Below are 15,727 nucleotides of genomic sequence, written 5' to 3'. Positions count from 1 at the left end.
GCTACAGCGATTGATCGAACGCAATCGCCAGTTTGAGGAAGCCCAGGAATGACCCGCATTCCCAATTTCGCCGATGTCGCCTTCCAGCCCGTGGCCAGTACGGCCCCGGTTGCGAGCGCCGAGCCGTGGCTGACGCCCGAGGGCATCCCGGTGAAATCCGTCTACGGTGAAGCCGATCTCGAAGGCATCGACTTCCTCGAGACCTGGCCGGGGATCGCGCCCTATCTGCGCGGCCCCTACCCGACCATGTATGTCAACCAGCCCTGGACCATCCGGCAATATGCTGGCTTCTCCACGGCGGAGGATTCCAACGCGTTCTATCGCCGCAACCTCGCGGCCGGACAGAAGGGCCTGTCGGTCGCCTTCGACCTCGCCACCCACCGCGGCTATGACTCGGATCATCCGCGCGTCTCCGGCGACGTCGGCATGGCCGGCGTCGCGATCGATTCCATCTACGACATGCGCACGCTGTTCGCCGGCATCCCGCTCGACCAGATGAGCGTGTCGATGACCATGAACGGCGCGGTGCTGCCGATCCTCGCGCTGTTCGTCGCGGCTGCCGAGGAACAGGGCGTGCCGCCGGAGAAACTGTCGGGCACCATTCAGAACGACATTCTGAAAGAGTTCATGGTGCGCAACACCTACATCTATCCGCCTGGCCCCTCGATGCGGATCATCTCGGACATCTTCGCCTACACCTCGCAGCGGATGCCGAAATACAATTCCATTTCCATTTCCGGCTACCACATGCAGGAAGCCGGCGCGACGCAGGACCTCGAGCTCGCCTATACCTTGGCCGACGGCGTCGAATATCTGCGCGCCGGGCTGGCCGCGGGCCTCGACGTCGACCGCTTTGCGCCGCGGCTGTCGTTCTTCTGGGCAATCGGCATGAACTTCTTCATGGAAGTCGCCAAGATGCGCGCCGCGCGGCTGTTGTGGGCCAAGCTGCTCAAGCAGTTCAATCCGAAGGATCCGCGCTCGCTGTCGCTGCGCACCCATTGCCAGACCTCGGGCTGGTCGCTGACCGCGCAGGACGTCTTCAACAACGTGATGCGCACCACGATCGAGGCGATGGCGGCAACCCAAGGCCACACCCAGTCGCTGCACACCAACGCGCTCGACGAGGCCCTGGCGCTGCCGACCGACTTCTCCGCGCGCATCGCCCGCAACACCCAGCTGTTCCTGCAGCAGGAGAGCGGCACCAACCGCATCATCGATCCCTGGGGCGGCTCCTATTATGTCGAGCGGCTGACCCGCGATCTCGCACAGAAGGCCTGGGGGCACATCCAGGAGGTCGAGGCGCTCGGCGGCATGGCCAAGGCGATCGAGGCCGGCGTGCCGAAGCTCAGGATCGAGGAAGCTTCCGCCAAGACGCAGGCGCGGATCGATGCCGGCCGGCAGGCGGTGATCGGCGTCAACAAGTTCAAGCCCGAGAGCGAGAAGCCGATCGACGTGCTCAAGGTGGAGAACTCCACCGTGCGGCGGCTGCAGATCGACAAGCTGGCGCGGCTCAAGAAGGAGCGCAACCAGAAGGACGTCGATGCGGCGCTCGCCGCGCTCACCCGCTCGGCGGGCGAAGGCAACGGCAATTTGCTGGCGCTGGCGATCGACGCCGCTCGCGCCAAAGCCACCGTCGGCGAGATTTCGGACGCCATGGAAAAGGTGTTCGGCCGCCACCGCGCCGAGATCAAGTCCATCACCGGCGTCTACAAGCGAGAGGCAGCGGCGATGTCCAACAAGGTCGAAAAAGTGCAGGCCCTGATCGATGCGTTCGAGGAGGCCGAAGGCCGCCGCCCGCGCATCCTGGTGGCGAAAATCGGCCAGGACGGCCATGACCGCGGCCAGAAGGTGATCGCATCGGCGTTCGCCGATGTCGGCTTCGACGTCGATATCGGGCCGTTGTTCGCGACCGCCGACGAAGCCGCCCGTCAGGCAGTCGAGAACGACGTCCACATTCTCGGCGTCTCCTCGCTTGCCGCGGCGCATCTCACCGCGGTGCCGGAATTGAAGGCCGCGCTGAAGAAGCACGGCCGCGACGACATCATGATCATCATCGGCGGCGTGGTGCCGCCGCAGGATTACGACGCGCTGTATGCGGCCGGCGCCGAGGCGATCTTCCCGCCGGGCACTGTGATCTCGGATGCCGCCGAGGAGCTGATCCACAAGCTCAACGCCCGGCTCGGCCATAGCGCTGCAGCGGAGTAGCGCTGCCGTATCCCCTCTCCTTTCAGGAGCTTTCCATGCGCGCCGCTCGCTCGATGACGCCTGTCCGCATCGTGGGTCTTGCCGGCGTGCTCGCTTGCCTCTGCCTTCCCGCGCGCGCCGCCGATCCCAAGGCCGATCCGAAGCCCGACGCCGCGATCAAGAACGCAAGCATCGAGGCCAGCGTCTATCTCGACGACAAGATCAAGGGAGATAGTGCGCTGGCGGCCGATTGTCTCGCCGAAGGCCGGAAGTGGATCGAGAAGAATGCGGCGGAGGCGGCTTCCGCGCGGAAGGATGAGCCCAAGCTCTTCAAGGATCGCGGCGGCTACTCGTTCGAACGCAAATACTCCGAGCGCTCCGTCGTCGACGGCCGCTATGTGAGCGTGCTGCGCGATGACTACATGGACACCCACGGCGCGCATCCGAACTCCGACGTCAACACCATCCTGTGGAATACGACGGCGAAGAAGCGCATCAGCATCCGCCCCTTCTTCACCGAGACCGCAGACAACGGCCCGACCCTGACGGCGATGCGCAAGGCCGTCGTCAGCGCGCTGAACGCCGAGAAGAAGCGGCGCGGCGCCGGCGAGACCGCGACCGCCGAGTGGTACAAGGAGCTGAAGCCCACCCTGCTCAAGATCGGCGCCGTGACGCTGGCGCCGTCGACCGTATCAGGCAAGAGCTCCGGCCTCACCTTCCACTACCCGCCCTACACCGTCGGCCCCTATGCCGAAGGCCAATACGTCATCTTCGTGCCGTGGGAGACGCTGAAGCCGTATCTGACGGCGGAAGGCACGAAAATCTTCGCCGGCGCGCGGCCGGAGGGCGACGCAGACGATCGAGACTAGAACATGATGAAGTCAGGTTGAACCGGTCTCGAGGCAAGGCGCGGCACCTGCCATATGCCCCAGGGCGAGCGTGCGTCTGCGCGATTTCGGAATATTGGAAAAATATCCGTGAGTTGCCCGACGTGTCAAGTAGCCGGGTCGAACGCCGGCCACCGCCGGCTACTTTGCATGGGGTTGTTTTCGATATTTTGGCAACGCGCCTCCCCCCTCCCGCAAGTGACCCGCAAGCGCGAGAGAGAGTGCACCACCGCCTTTGCGGCCATTCAACCTCATCACCTCATGTCCGAGGCGTCATCAACAAGCCGCGCCGGTGCCGATCCGCGTTCCCCTCGCCTGCCATGGCCAGCCGTTGTAAACCAACACCATGACCTCACCGAAGCCTGCCGCTCCCGACATCAGCGCCCTCGCCAAGGACCTCCGTGACGGCCACCGCGCCGCGCTGGCACGGGCGATCACGCTGGTCGAGAGCCGGCGCAGCGATCACCAGGCGGCGGCGCGCGAGTTGGTGCAGGCGCTCTTGCCCGACACCGGGAAGGCGGTACGGGTCGGCATCACCGGTTCGCCCGGCGTCGGCAAGTCGACCACCATCGATGCGCTCGGCATGTTCCTGATCGAGCGCGGCCACAAGGTCGCGGTGCTGGCGGTCGATCCGTCCTCGGCGCGCACCGGCGGCTCGATCCTCGGCGACAAGACCCGGATGGCGCGGCTCGCCGTCTCCGACCAGGCCTTCATCCGTCCCTCGCCCTCCTCGGGCACGCTCGGCGGCGTCGCGGCGAAGACCCGCGAGGCGATGCTGTTGTGCGAGGCCGCCGGCTTCGACGTCGTGCTGGTCGAGACCGTCGGCATCGGCCAGTCCGAGACCGCGGTCTGCGACATGACCGACTTCTTCCTGGCCTTGATGCTGCCGGGCGCCGGTGACGAGCTGCAGGGCATCAAGAAAGGCCTTGTCGAACTCGCCGACATGATCGCGATCAACAAGGCCGACGGCGACAACCTCAAGCGCGCCAACCTCGCCGCCGCCGACTATCGCAGCGCGCTGCACATCCTCGCGCCGCGCTCCGAGCACTGGCATCCGCCGGTGGAGACCTATTCCGCCCTGACCGGCGCCGGACTCGACCGGCTCTGGCAGAAGATCCTCGACCACCGTACCGCGATGAACGCCTCGGGCGAGTTCGCCGGCCGCCGCCGGGAGCAGCAGGTGAAGTGGATGTGGTCGATGCTGGAGAGCCGGATGATGGCGCGACTGCGCTCTGATGCCGCGATCCGCGCCAAGGTGAAGAAGATGGAGGCCGAGGTCGCCGGCGGCCGCATCTCGCCCGCGGTCGCGGCCGAACAGATCGCGGAGATGCTGCGTTGAGCGGCAGGCTGCGCATCCTCGTCACCGGCTTCGGGCCGTTTCCGGGTGCGCCGTTCAACCCGACCATGCCGTTGGTGAAGCGGCTGACCGCCCTGCGCCGCCCGGCCTTCGACGACGTCGCGCTGTCGAGCCACATCTTCGACGTCACCTACGCGGCCGTCGACCGCGAATTGCCGGAGCTGATCGCAAAACACCGCCCGCAGGCGCTCTTGATGTTCGGGCTCGCCGGCCGCACCGGCTATCTGCGGATCGAAAGCCGCGCCCGCAACGCGGTGACCACGCGCTTCCCCGACGCCGGCCGCCAGCATGCACGCAAGGGATCGATCGAGGGCGACGCCGATGCACGCATGTTCGGGCCGCATACTGACAAATTACTGCGCGCCGCGCTGGCGACCGGGATCGACGCGCGAGCCTCGCGCGATGCCGGCAGCTATCTCTGCAACTATCTGAGCTGGCGCGCGATCGAGGCCGTGAACGGCGACAATGACTTGTGCCTCGCGCAATTCGTCCACGTTCCGCCGCTCGCCCATGACGGCACGGCTGCACCCGGCAAATCATCGATCACGCTGGAAGCGCTCGTCGATGCCGGCGAGGCCATGCTGATGGAGCTGGTGAAACTGACCCGGCAGGCCTCGCGCGCGTGAGCGTGCGGATCGGGCGGTGCAAGTGCACGCCCCTAGTTGGCATCCTCCAACTCACGCGTACGCAAGCTGCGCATCATTTCAATGAATTCAGGCTCCGCAGGATCGATCTTGCGGAATCTGTAGGGTTCGAACCCAATCATCGGAGGAGGTAGCGCGACGCCTGCCAGCCCGACAGTCAGACTCCCCGTCCAGGTCGTCCCGATGAAATTGACGCGGTAGATGCGCCCCTTGTGCAGCAAATGATGGATCGCCACTACCGGCCCAATGGCTCCTTTCTTCGGGCCATTGTCGATGCAGACAACCAGGTCTCCCACGTCAAACACCGGTCTCTCCTCTCAAGCCAGCGGGCGAGCAATAGTCCAGACGCGTCAACCGTAGACCCCCAGCAAATACTAAAATTGGATCGAATGACGAGGTCTGCAGCGGCCATTCAGTGTCGTCCCGGCCATCGCCCGGACGACGCCTGGGAAGGAACCGTGGGCCCGCATTCTCCCCGGTTTCAGGCCAGCGAATGCGGGGCATCCAGTACGCCGCGGCTTCTCGGCCCAAACACCGGCGTCTCTGGAATGCTGGATCACCCGCATGCGCGCGTGATGACACCGGGGAACGCCTGTTTGACGGCGTGAATCGGTTGCACCCGCGATTAACCCTACCGCCAACAATCGGCCCGCTGCGTCGGCGTGTTCACCATGCCGCGCCGCCTTTCGCGCTACCACTCGACCCGCGAACGTCACCGCTCGCGAATGTTGCGAGGGCCTTGCCCATGGACGTCAACCGCCGCCATCTGATCGGAGCAACCGCCGCCGGCGCGGCCGGCGCGCTTGCGATGTCGCCTGACGCTGCGCGCGCCGCCGCGCCATCGACCGGCTCGCTCGGCCGCGACGTCACGCAATATGGCGTGCGCCCCGGCAGCCCCGACGACCAGACCCGCAATCTGCAGCGTGCGATCGACGACGCCGCGCGGGCGCAGGTGCCGCTCGCGTTCCCGCCCGGCGTCTACCGCACCGGCCTGTTGCGGCTTGCGCCCGGCAGCCAGCTGATCGGCGTGCGCGGCGCCAGCCGGCTGGTGTTCGACGGCGGCGCCTCGCTGCTGGAAGGCGAAGGCGCCGGCGGCATCGTCCTGATGGGCCTGACCTTCGACGGCGGCAACGTGCCGCTGCCGAACCGGCGCGGCCTCGTGCACTGCCTGTCCGGCCGCGACATCCGCATCACCGATTGCCGGTTCACCGGCAGCGGCGGCAACGGCATCTGGTTCGAGCAGATGTCGGGCGACGTCAGCAACAACGTCTTCACCGAGATCGCGACCACGGCGCTGGTGTCGTTCGACGCGCTCGGCCTGATGGTGTCGCGCAACACCATCCAGGGCACCAACGACAACGGCATCGAGATCCTGCGCACCGCGATCGGCGACGACGGCTCGATCGTCGCCGACAACCGCATCGAGGACATCAAGGCCGGCCCCGGCGGCTCCGGGCAGTACGGCAACGCCATCAACGCCTTCCGCGCCGGCAACGTGATCGTGCGCGGCAACCGCATCAAGAACTGCGACTTCTCGGCGGTGCGCGGCAATTCGGCTTCCAACATCCACATCACCGACAACAGCGTCAGCAATGTCCGCGAGGTCGCGCTATATTCGGAGTTCTCCTTCGAGGCCGCGGTCATCGCCAACAACACCGTCGACGGCGCCGCGATCGGCGTCTCCGTGTGCAATTTCAACGAGGGCGGCCGCATCGCGGTGGTCCAGGGCAACATCATCCGCAACCTGCTGCCGAAGCGCCCTGCAGGCACCGACCCGAACGACGGCGCCGGCATCGGCATCTATGTCGAGGCCGACAGCTCCGTGACCGGCAATGTGATTGAGAATGCGCCGACCTTCGGCATCGTCGCCGGCTGGGGCAAATATCTGCGCGACGTCGCCATCACGGGCAACGTCGTCCGCAACGCCCCCATCGGCATCGGCGTCTCGGTGGTGCCGGGCGCAGGCTCCGCGCTGATCAACAACAACATGATCTCGGAAACCCCGCGCGGCGCGGTGGTTGGGCTCGACCATGCCCGCCCGATCACGCCGGATCTGTCGGCAGGCGGCGCCCAGCAATATGCGCAGCTCGTGGTCGGCGCGAACGCGGTGCGGCGCTAGATCCGGAAAATGCGAAGCGGCTTTTCCTCGCGACAAGCGCGGAGATCATGCTCAAAAAAAGCGCTAAAGCGACCGCCTACAGCGCGTTGCGCAGCAGCGGGTAGCGTCGCTGGATGGTGTCGAGATCGAGCACCGGCGGGGGCATCGCCGGAGGGGGCATCTCCAGCGGCGGCGCGTCGGCAACGGTGGGCGGCTCCTCGAGGACCTCGGCGACGGTCTCCAGCGCGGCAGCGACCGCGGTCATCGCAGCCTCCGCCAGGACTGCCGCCTCAGACCGGCGCTCCGACATCGGCGAGATGTCAGGCGGCGGCAGTTTCGAACTGCCGCGGCCGAGCCAGGACAGGTCGATCGGCGAATTGTCGAGCGAGGCTTCGCGGGTCAGCAATTCGCGCCAGATGTCGACCGCGGCGCGGGCTTCCCTGATGTTCTCGAGAAAGGCCTGCTCGCTGTGATAGCGCCGCCAGCGCCCGGTATCGAACAGTTCGGTAAGGTGCTCCAGCCTTTGCTCGGCGAGGTTGCACCAGCGTGCAACGATCTCCTGGCCTCTGGCCACGTCGGTCCGATGTGTCATTCAAGTTGCCCGCAGGAAAAGAAACGGACGCAGACGCAACCGAACCGAACCGAACCGAACCGAATCAACTGGACGTGACGCCGATATTCTGTGGAAAAGGTAAATAAAGTCTAACTAAATTCTTAATCGCGAACGGGCGATCGAAGAAGTCCGCTCTACTACGGAGTTTCTCGCTCGAACTGCCTCAAGTCATCGACTTGCCGTGGTGGCGATGCGCACCGCTCCTGGGGCGGAATGATCCACAGCAAACCGCCGCCGCCGTTGCGCGCATGCCCATCCCATCCCTCCGCGATCGGTCGGCGCCATCGTGCCGCGCACCGTCGAGTCCGTCATGCAAGGGTGCCCCCAAAATGAAAGACCCGTCCGGGGGGACAACCGGACGGGTCAAAGCCATATGGGCGCTTGGGGTGGATGGGCGCTCGCGCCTGATATAGCCGGGGAGGGTTAAACCGCTCCCACACACATAAGTCGTGAGAGGAAGGCGGACGTTCAAATCGCCGGCGATTTTTTTAACCTTCTCGCGTCGCGGTTCCATCGCACCGTTGCAGGCGTTCGGCGTCGAAAATCACTGCGCAGCACGGCGATTTGCAGTGGAATCCTCCGATGCGATCGATGGCGCGGGTTCAGTCGACGTGCGGCTCACGGAAGTGTTATTGCCGTCGGCCTGCCGTGCAGGCTGCGACGGTTTGTCCGCGGCAGAGCCAACGGGAGCACTGGTCGCCGCCATCACCGCGGCAAGCGCATCCGCTTCCCCTGCACCGAACAGATCGTCACGTCCAGGTGTCCCGAGATCGCGCGCCGTGCTGGTCAGGACTCGTCGCACCTCGGCGGGCTTCAATGCCGGATTGCGTTCCAGCACCAAGGCCGCGATGCCGCTGACGAACGCAGCCGAAAACGAGGTGCCCGACATCAGCTGGTACTTGCCGCCAGGCACCGGCACGAGAAGGTCGGCGCCCGGGGCCGCCAACGCGATATGGCTGCCGCGGTTCGAGGCCGCCATCAGCCGTTCGCCGGCATCGGTGCCACTGACCGCGATCACGTCGGGATGGGCGGCCGGATACAACGGCGGCGATGTCGCGCCGGCATTACCGGCCGCGGCGACCAGCACGACGTCCCGTGCCACAGCGGCGGCCACCGCACGCTCGACAAGTGCGTCCTTCGGTCCGGCGAAGCTCATGTTCACGATCTGCGCGCCATGCGCCACCGCGTAGTCGAGACTCCTGAGGATCACATAGGACGTGCTCCCGGCGCCGCCCGCGACCGCACCGAAGGCGCGGATCGCCAGGATCCGCACTTCCGGCGCGCTCCCCGTGAGCCTGACACGCGCCGCAATCGCGCCGGCAATGGCGGTGCCGTGGGCGTTTGGAGCATCCTTGCTGCCGAGCGCATCGAAGGCATCGGCGACCGTGTTCGCCAGCTCCGGATGAGCGACATCGACGCCGGAATCGATCACGGCAATGGTGACATTCATCCCGCGCGCCAGCTTGTGGGCCGCGGGCAGATGCAGCTGTGTCGGGGCATATTGCGCCGGATCGCTGCCGCCCGACGCCGCCTCCTGGTCCTGCAACGCGTAACGGTAGTTGGGCTGTACGGAGCGGACGCCGGCATCGCTTGCGAGTTCGCGGCTCGCCATTTCGGCCGAACGATTGCCCGGGATGCGGAACCGGCCGATCGTCGCACCCAGCAGCGCGACATTCTGCGAGGCGATCCGCCTCAACCCATGACGGCGCGCGAGTGCATCTGCCTCCGCCGCCGTCAATGCACCGTCGATTTCGGCCACGAGCTCATTCGGCACGGTTCGCAAGCTCGACGCGTCCTGCGCACGCAAACTGCCGCCGCCGCCGGCCCTGCCCTTCCGCGCTGCGGCCTTCCCGCCGCCGTTGCCGGCAACCGGCCGGTCGGTACATTGGCCGCGATCGCCGTCATCGCAATTGGCGGAGAGACGGGGCGCGGGGCGCACTGGGGGCGGCATGCGCGGTCGCGGCCCATCGTCGGTCCACGACGTGGCCGGGCCGCGGTCCACCGATAGCGGCGGCATGCGGCCAACTGGGTTGCCGAACCCGCCGGCGGGATTGCCACCAAGCCTTCCGATGCCGGGATTGGCCCGCAACCCGGGCGAGACCTGTGGCGCGCCACCGGTCGGCGATCGCATGAAATTCTGGGCGGAGGCGGAGCCGGCAACACAGACCAGCAACAATGCTGCGGCTGCGGCGATCGCGTGGTTCGTCGATCTGGTCCGGCCATTGGCGGCCATGGTGACCTCAACTCGGCGTAGAATCGTCAGCCACCGATTACGGCGTTTCCACCGCGAGGCTGACGATCTTCTCCTTCTGCAAACGCGCAATCAGCGCAGCGACGCTGCTCTTGTCCATTGCGCGGAACTGCAGCCGGAACATCCCGCCCTTCCCGTCGAGGATCGAGGCCTGGTAATTCTCGAGCAGCGACGTGATGTCGGCGACCCTGGCATCGGGTGTGAAGCGCACCAGCAGCCGGGTCGGCGTCGCCGCCACGCTGGCGCCGAGGTCGCGGGTGATCGGCGCACTGGGCGCGACCGGCGCACTGCGCTCGGCGACATCGAGCGACGCCGTCTGGAACAAGGCCGGCTGGCTGCGCATCAGCACCGCGCCGATCACGCCCGCCTGCAACAACACCACGACCGCACCGAGGCCGGACGACCACGCCAGCGTCCGCGGCGACAATTTCGAAAAGAACTCCGAGACGGAGGCCGACATGCGCGAGCCCATCGACGGCTTGTGCTCCGGCTCGGCATCGATCGCGGCGAACAGCTTCTGCATCGCGCGCGCCGAGGGCGCACCGAGGCTCTCGTTGAGGCCGATGGTCTCGGTATATTCCTCGCGAATGACGGCATATTGCCGGGCGAGCTCCGGATCGCTCGCGAGCGCGTCCTCGACGCGGCGCGTGTCACGCGCGTTCAGCGTGCCGGCCGCGTGCCAGGGCAGCAGCATCTCGATATCGTCAGGCTCTTGCACCTTTGTTCTCGCAGCCATCATGGCCAACCTCGCTCGACACCGGCTGCCTTCAGCAACTCGGCAAGTTTCTTGCGCGCATAGAACAGGCGCGTCTTCACGGTATTCTCCGGAATCCCCACGATCTCAGCGACATCTTCCACGGATTTCTCGTGATAGTAGACAAGATCGACAATTTCCCGATGTTCCGCCGATAGTCCCGTCAAGCACCTACGCAGCGTGTCACCGGTGTCCTTCTTCTGCACTACCGTTTCCGGATCGTCGGACGTGTCCTCGATCGCGTTCGCGGCCTCATCGTCCAGTTCGGCGTCCTTCCTTCGCCGCAGCGAAGACAACGCCTTGAACCGGGTAATTGCCAGAAGCCAGGTCGAAACGGCGGATCGTCCCTCAAACTTGCCCGCCTGACGCCACACGTCCAGGAAGACCTCGCTGATGAGGTCTTCCGCCACCTGTTCGTCCCGCACGAGCCGAAGCCCGAAGCGGTACACCCTGACATGGTGCCGCCCGTACAGCACCTGCATGGCAATCCGGTCGCCTTGAGCGATCCGAGCGATCAGAACGTCGTCTGAAGCCGCCTGTGTCGCGCTCAATGGCCGTCTCGCAAAGTTGGTCTGAAGGGGGCGGTGCGTGGTTCGACGCGAGAGCCAAGATTCTTTACATTACGGCAATGTCCGTACTGCATGTGTGATCTATGCCACAGTCGGCGCTTCCAATGAGGAAAAATCAACCGAGACTCGATAAACGGTATCATAATAGTGAGAACTCTCGCGGACAGGTACCATCCGGCGCGACCATACCAAGGCTTTATCGGCAAGCCAGCACCGTCACGAAGTCCGCCACAGCGCACGCTTGCCGCACATCGCTCCCGCCTCGCCTCCGCGAACGGATTCCCCTTACGAAACAAGGGCGATGACCGGGTTACACCGGGGTAGATTCGGTTCCAAAAGATACCAAACCTAAAGGCTTTCCCACGTAGATTTTCGCCGGATTTCACCAATGGCGGGACCATGGGCAGCGCTGCGTCGTCACTTCCCAGCCCGATCGCGGGCGCATCGGAAAGCGGCCGTCCCAGGCTGACGGCCGAGCGCCTGGCGCGCCGGGCCAAGCAGCGCCGCCAGATCCAGTCGATGATTGCGGCCTGCTTCGTGCTCGACGCCGTCGTGCTGCTGATCTACGCGCATGGCGGCACCACGTCCGTTTGGGTGGCGGCGGGCTACGCGCTGACGGGCCTGTCTTTGGTCGCCGTCTATGTGGTGCTCTCCGAGCGCGGCTTTCACGAGCGCTTCCGCGACCACTATCTGGTCGCGCCGCAATCGGCGATCAACATGGTGAACCTGCTGGTGTTCACCTACATCGCGCCGGAAGTCGGCGTGCTGTTCCTCTGCAACCTGTTCGTGGTGTTCGGCTTCGGCGCGCTGCGCACCTCGGCGCGGCAAACCGCGATCGTCTGGACCGTCATGGTGCTGGGCCTCGCCGCGCTGTTCCTCGCCACCGACAAGGCGATCGGGATGCCGACCGCGACCCGGATCGATCGCCTCGCCACCATGCTGGTGTTCGCGCTGACGATCGGGCGCTGCATGTGCCTCGGCATCTTCTCCAGTTCGATGCAGCAATCGCTGTATCAGAGCGGACTGAAGCTGAAGGAGGCCTATCGGCGCATCGAGGAGCTCGCGGAGCTCGATGAACTGACCGGCACCTCCAATCGCCGCAGCATCATGCGCACGCTCGAAGAGGAGATCGCGCGCTGCGCGCGCAACGGCAGCTCCTGCGCGGTTGCGCTGATCGACCTCGACCATTTCAAGCGCATCAACGACGTCTACGGCCATCCGATCGGCGACGAGGCGCTGCGCACCTTCGCCATCGGCATGTTCGCCAACCTCCGCAGCGTCGATCGCTTCGGCCGCTACGGCGGCGAGGAATTCTTGCTGGTGCTGCCCGACCTGTCGCAGGATCAGGCGATGCGCGCGCTCGAGCGGTTGCGCGCGATCATCGCCGATCTCGACTGGAGCGCATTCTCGCCCGGCATGCGGGTGACGATCTCCGCAGGCGTCACGACGCTCAAGCCGCGCGAAAACTCCGATACGTTGCTCGCCCGCGCCGATGGCGCGCTTTACGCAGCCAAGGCCAGGGGACGCAACCGCATCGCCAGCGCCTGAGATCCTCCATTTCCTCTTCGGCGCCGGAGAAGCCGTCGCCACTGCTCCAGGACAGAGTCATGAGCTTGAAGCCCGAGACCGCCCCCGAAAGTCTGCTCGACGAGCTGCAGACGACGCTCGCGCACGGCACCGTCGCACGCCGCGTCGAGACGCTGCGCCGCGTGACCGACCTCTTCATCAACGGCTCGGTGAACTATTCCAACGAGCAGATCGTGCTGTTCGACGACGTTTTCCAATGCCTGCTCGAGCACATCGAAAACTCGGCCAAGGCGTTGCTCGCCGACCGCCTCGCTCCGATCGACACTGCACCGCCGCAGACCATCCGCACCCTTGCCTTCGACGACCTGATCGAGGTCGCGGGCCCCGTGCTGACTCTGTCGCCGCGGCTCGACGACGACACCCTGATCGAAACGGCGCGCAGCAAGAGCCAGGCGCATCTGCTCGCGATCTCGAACCGCAAGACGCTGAGCGGCGCCGTCACCGACGTGCTGGTGCTGCGCGGCAATGACGAGGTGATCCAGAGCGCGGTCAACAATCCCGGCGCGGAGTTCACCGAGCGCGGCTTCACCCGCCTGGTCAGCCGCGCCGAGGGCGATGACAACCTGTCGACCTGCGTCGGCCTGCGCCCGAACATTCCGCGGCATCTCTATCTCAAGCTGGTCGCCAAGGCCTCGGACGCGGTCAGGCAGCGGCTCGAGGCTGCCAATCCGCAGCAGGCCAAGGAGATTCCGATCGCGGTGAAGGAAGCGACGCGACGCGCGCGCTCGGCGCCAGCCGCCGTGACGCCGGACACCACGATCGCACATGCCTTGGTCAAGTCGCTCTACCAGGACGGCCGGCTCGACGAATTCCAGCTCGCAGCCTTCGCCGAGGCCGGCAAGTTCGACGAGACCAACGCCTCGCTCGCCGCGCTCGCCAACGTCTCGGTCAGCGTCGCCGAGAACATGATGATCGAAACCCGCGCCGAAGGCGTCATGATCCTGGCCAAGGTCTCGGGACTGTCATGGTCGACAGTGCGGGCGATTATCAACCTGCGCGACGACATCTCGGGCGGCGAGCCGACCGATTTGCAGGCCTGCAAGGACACCTATGAGCGGCTGCGGCCGTCCACCGCGCAGCAGGTGCTGCGCTTCCATCGCATGCAGCAGTCCGCGCCCGCGGCCTGATTTCCCGCAGCCCGGATGCAACGAAGCGCAATCCGGGGACCTGTATCCGCGGATGGAGCTGTCCGGATTTCGCTCCGCAGCATCCGGGCTACGAAGCTCTCTTCCCCTTCCCCCTGAAAGGGGGAAGGTCGGGATGGGGGTCAGCCGCAGGCGACGCTACTCTTGGAGAGAGCCGATCCCCACCCCGCTTTGCTCTGATGAGCAAAGCAACCGCCCCTTTTCAAGGGGAGGTTGGGTCGCAGCCGGATTTCGCGGAGCTGTTATCGGGCGCGCGTTCGCGCGACCCGTTGGCTCCAGCCCGACTACGATTGCTCAATATCGTAGCGCCCGGTTTCCCATCAGCGCGCCGACGCTCGCGACGATCGCGGTCGCCAGCGTGTACCAGGTGGCGACGAACAGCGGCGAGTCATCCGTGCAGTGCGACGCGTAGACGGTCGCCGCCAGCCCCGCCGAGAGCAGGCCGGCTATCGCGCCGGCGACAGCCGGCCGCGCCGGCGCGCCCTGCCGCAGCCCGTACAGCGCGCCGACCAGCAGCGGCAGCGACATCGCGGGGATCGCGGTCATGCAGGCCATCGAATTTTTGCCGATCAGCCGCGTCATCATCGGCGTACGCTGCGGCATCATCATCTCGCCGCTGATGGCGGCGACGAGGATGCCGGCAGGAATCAGCAGCCACCAGCCGAAGCCGCGCAGCGAGGCCTCCGGGCGCGACAGATGCAGGCTGACCGCGATCGCCGAGGCGGCGAGCGCCAGCGTCACGGCGAATTTCAGGTCGAAGAACGGATTGTGCATCGCGCTCATCACGTCGGGCCGCACGCCGAGTTCGGCGAAGAAGATCAGGAGCGAGACCGGCGCCGCCGCCAGCAGTGCCAGCATCAGCGCAAGACCGATCGGACGCGCGCGATAGGCATTGTCGGCGGCAAGGGTTCGAATGAGTTGATCGGTATCCATGCTCATCGATCCCGTAATTTCGCAGTGAGGCTCGCAAGCCCGCGATGCAGCGCGACCCGCACCGCGCCCTCGGTCATCGAGAATTTCGCCGCGGTGTCCTTGATCGAGGCGCTGTCGACCGCGATCGATTGCAGCACCTCGCGCTGCCGCGCGGGCAAAGCCTGCAATTGGGCGCTCACCTCGCTCGGCGAGGCCGTCGGTTCCGGCGTTTCCCCGGGCAGCGTCTCGGCGAAATCATCGATGTTGACGAAGATCCGCTTGCCGCGGCGGCGCAGCGCGTCGATCAGCTTGTTGCGCGCGATCGCGAACAGCCAGGGCGCGAACGCCGCGCTGGTGTCCCAGGTCTGTCGCTTCAAATGTACCGCCAACAAGATGTCCTGCACGATGTCCTCGGACTGATCGACCGGTTGTCCCGCGCGCGCCAGGCCGCGGCGCGCTGCGGCACGGAGTACCGGCGTGATGGCCTTGAGCAGGCGATGATACGCAGCATCATCGCCTGAAATGGCCGACCGCATCAGGCCGGTCCATTCATCCTCACGTTCGCGCACGCAGGCTCCTGAATTGCAATTCGGCCGATCTTTCAGTTCGTTACGCGGCACGCCAAACGATCACGAATTCGTGATCTCTATCCTCCGGCAAGACCGCGCCGAGGATCGGCCTCAAAGAATCGCTCCGGCGGGTTTCCAGACGTCACGGCTCATAACA

Annotated in this window: 14 protein-coding genes; 7 read left to right on the top strand and 7 right to left on the bottom strand. The window is 65.8% G+C overall.

What is annotated here, in order from left to right:
* Positions 1 to 48: 48 nt before the first annotated feature.
* The 4 genes from scpA to QA639_RS15810 all read left to right on the top strand — a co-directional run bounded on the left by scpA (position 49) and on the right by QA639_RS15810 (position 5,054).
* Positions 49 to 2,205: a methylmalonyl-CoA mutase gene (gene scpA / locus QA639_RS15825; RefSeq protein WP_157347947.1), complete on the top strand. Its 2,157-nt coding sequence runs from the start codon at positions 49 to 51 to the stop codon at positions 2,203 to 2,205.
* A gap of 35 nt (positions 2,206 to 2,240) precedes the next feature.
* Entirely contained in the window at positions 2,241 to 3,053 is an 813-nt protein-coding gene (locus tag QA639_RS15820; RefSeq protein ID WP_157347946.1) for a DUF3298 and DUF4163 domain-containing protein, read from the top strand.
* A 364-nt stretch (positions 3,054 to 3,417) separates the two neighbouring features.
* Positions 3,418 to 4,410 (top strand): methylmalonyl Co-A mutase-associated GTPase MeaB, encoded by a 993-nt coding sequence (meaB, locus tag QA639_RS15815; protein WP_028331652.1) that lies wholly within the window; start codon positions 3,418 to 3,420, stop codon positions 4,408 to 4,410.
* On the top strand, positions 4,407 to 5,054 hold the full coding sequence (locus QA639_RS15810) for a pyroglutamyl-peptidase I (RefSeq protein ID WP_028331653.1): 648 nt from the start codon (positions 4,407 to 4,409) through the stop codon (positions 5,052 to 5,054). Before meaB ends, QA639_RS15810 begins: the two co-directional genes overlap by 4 nt.
* Before the next feature lie 32 nt (positions 5,055 to 5,086).
* Here the strand turns inward: QA639_RS15810 and QA639_RS15805 are convergent, their stop codons facing one another.
* Positions 5,087 to 5,377 (bottom strand): hypothetical protein, encoded by a 291-nt coding sequence (locus QA639_RS15805; RefSeq protein WP_028331654.1) that lies wholly within the window; start codon positions 5,375 to 5,377, stop codon positions 5,087 to 5,089.
* Positions 5,378 to 5,817: 440 nt separating this feature from the next.
* Between QA639_RS15805 and QA639_RS15800 the strand changes: the two genes are divergently transcribed.
* Complete coding sequence (locus QA639_RS15800; protein ID WP_157347945.1) at positions 5,818 to 7,191, top strand: TIGR03808 family TAT-translocated repetitive protein; 1,374 nt, start codon at positions 5,818 to 5,820, stop codon at positions 7,189 to 7,191.
* Positions 7,192 to 7,267: 76 nt separating this feature from the next.
* Here the strand turns inward: QA639_RS15800 and QA639_RS15795 are convergent, their stop codons facing one another.
* The 4 genes from QA639_RS15795 to QA639_RS15780 form a co-directional block, all read right to left on the bottom strand.
* Positions 7,268 to 7,762, bottom strand: a complete 495-nt coding sequence (locus QA639_RS15795) for a TIGR03809 family protein (protein ID WP_028331656.1) — start codon at positions 7,760 to 7,762, stop codon at positions 7,268 to 7,270.
* Between the two features lie 565 nt (positions 7,763 to 8,327).
* The gene (locus QA639_RS15790) at positions 8,328 to 10,016 is read right to left on the bottom strand and encodes a S8 family serine peptidase (protein WP_028331657.1); all 1,689 of its coding nucleotides are present in this window, start codon (positions 10,014 to 10,016) and stop codon (positions 8,328 to 8,330) included.
* Positions 10,017 to 10,053: 37 nt separating this feature from the next.
* Positions 10,054 to 10,773, bottom strand: coding sequence for a hypothetical protein (locus QA639_RS15785; RefSeq protein ID WP_028331658.1), 720 nt, complete (start codon positions 10,771 to 10,773; stop codon positions 10,054 to 10,056).
* On the bottom strand, positions 10,770 to 11,339 hold the full coding sequence (locus QA639_RS15780; protein ID WP_028331659.1) for a sigma-70 family RNA polymerase sigma factor: 570 nt from the start codon (positions 11,337 to 11,339) through the stop codon (positions 10,770 to 10,772). The genes QA639_RS15785 and QA639_RS15780 overlap by 4 nt, the downstream gene beginning before the upstream one ends.
* A 417-nt stretch (positions 11,340 to 11,756) precedes the next feature.
* Between QA639_RS15780 and QA639_RS15775 the strand changes: the two genes are divergently transcribed.
* Positions 11,757 to 12,905 (top strand): GGDEF domain-containing protein, encoded by a 1,149-nt coding sequence (locus QA639_RS15775; protein WP_283090194.1) that lies wholly within the window; start codon positions 11,757 to 11,759, stop codon positions 12,903 to 12,905.
* Positions 12,906 to 12,964: 59 nt separating this feature from the next.
* The gene (locus QA639_RS15770) at positions 12,965 to 14,071 is read left to right on the top strand and encodes a DUF2336 domain-containing protein (protein ID WP_028331661.1); all 1,107 of its coding nucleotides are present in this window, start codon (positions 12,965 to 12,967) and stop codon (positions 14,069 to 14,071) included.
* Between the two features lie 312 nt (positions 14,072 to 14,383).
* Here QA639_RS15770 and QA639_RS15765 read toward each other — a convergent pair whose 3' ends face one another.
* Together QA639_RS15765 and QA639_RS15760 are read right to left on the bottom strand one after the other, a co-directional pair.
* Positions 14,384 to 15,022 carry an NrsF family protein gene (locus tag QA639_RS15765; protein ID WP_028331662.1) on the bottom strand — a complete coding sequence of 213 codons (639 nt, stop codon included), beginning with the start codon at positions 15,020 to 15,022 and terminating at the stop codon, positions 14,384 to 14,386.
* Positions 15,023 to 15,024: 2 nt separating this feature from the next.
* A complete protein-coding gene (locus QA639_RS15760; protein WP_028331663.1) occupies positions 15,025 to 15,570 on the bottom strand; it encodes a sigma-70 family RNA polymerase sigma factor in 546 nt (181 codons plus the stop codon).
* Positions 15,571 to 15,727 lie beyond the last annotated feature (157 nt).

This window comes from Bradyrhizobium pachyrhizi (assembly GCF_029714545.1).
Taxonomy (GTDB): Bacteria; Pseudomonadota; Alphaproteobacteria; order Rhizobiales; family Xanthobacteraceae; genus Bradyrhizobium; species Bradyrhizobium pachyrhizi.
This window is presented reverse-complemented; position numbering and strand designations above follow the sequence as displayed.

What these genes read in the sequence shown, in the direction of transcription:
- meaB (WP_028331652.1), top strand. Translation starts at nt 3,418, where the DNA reads ATGACCTCACCGAAGCCTGCCGCTCCCGACATCAGCGCCCTCGCCAAG.
- QA639_RS15785 (WP_028331658.1), bottom strand. Translation starts at nt 10,773, where the DNA reads ATGATGGCTGCGAGAACAAAGGTGCAAGAGCCTGACGATATCGAGATG.
- QA639_RS15820 (WP_157347946.1), top strand. Translation starts at nt 2,241, where the DNA reads ATGCGCGCCGCTCGCTCGATGACGCCTGTCCGCATCGTGGGTCTTGCC.
- QA639_RS15775 (WP_283090194.1), top strand. Translation starts at nt 11,757, where the DNA reads ATGGGCAGCGCTGCGTCGTCACTTCCCAGCCCGATCGCGGGCGCATCG.
- QA639_RS15795 (WP_028331656.1), bottom strand. Translation starts at nt 7,762, where the DNA reads ATGACACATCGGACCGACGTGGCCAGAGGCCAGGAGATCGTTGCACGC.
- QA639_RS15765 (WP_028331662.1), bottom strand. Translation starts at nt 15,022, where the DNA reads ATGGATACCGATCAACTCATTCGAACCCTTGCCGCCGACAATGCCTAT.
- QA639_RS15800 (WP_157347945.1), top strand. Translation starts at nt 5,818, where the DNA reads ATGGACGTCAACCGCCGCCATCTGATCGGAGCAACCGCCGCCGGCGCG.
- scpA (WP_157347947.1), top strand. Translation starts at nt 49, where the DNA reads ATGACCCGCATTCCCAATTTCGCCGATGTCGCCTTCCAGCCCGTGGCC.
- QA639_RS15770 (WP_028331661.1), top strand. Translation starts at nt 12,965, where the DNA reads ATGAGCTTGAAGCCCGAGACCGCCCCCGAAAGTCTGCTCGACGAGCTG.
- QA639_RS15790 (WP_028331657.1), bottom strand. Translation starts at nt 10,016, where the DNA reads ATGGCCGCCAATGGCCGGACCAGATCGACGAACCACGCGATCGCCGCA.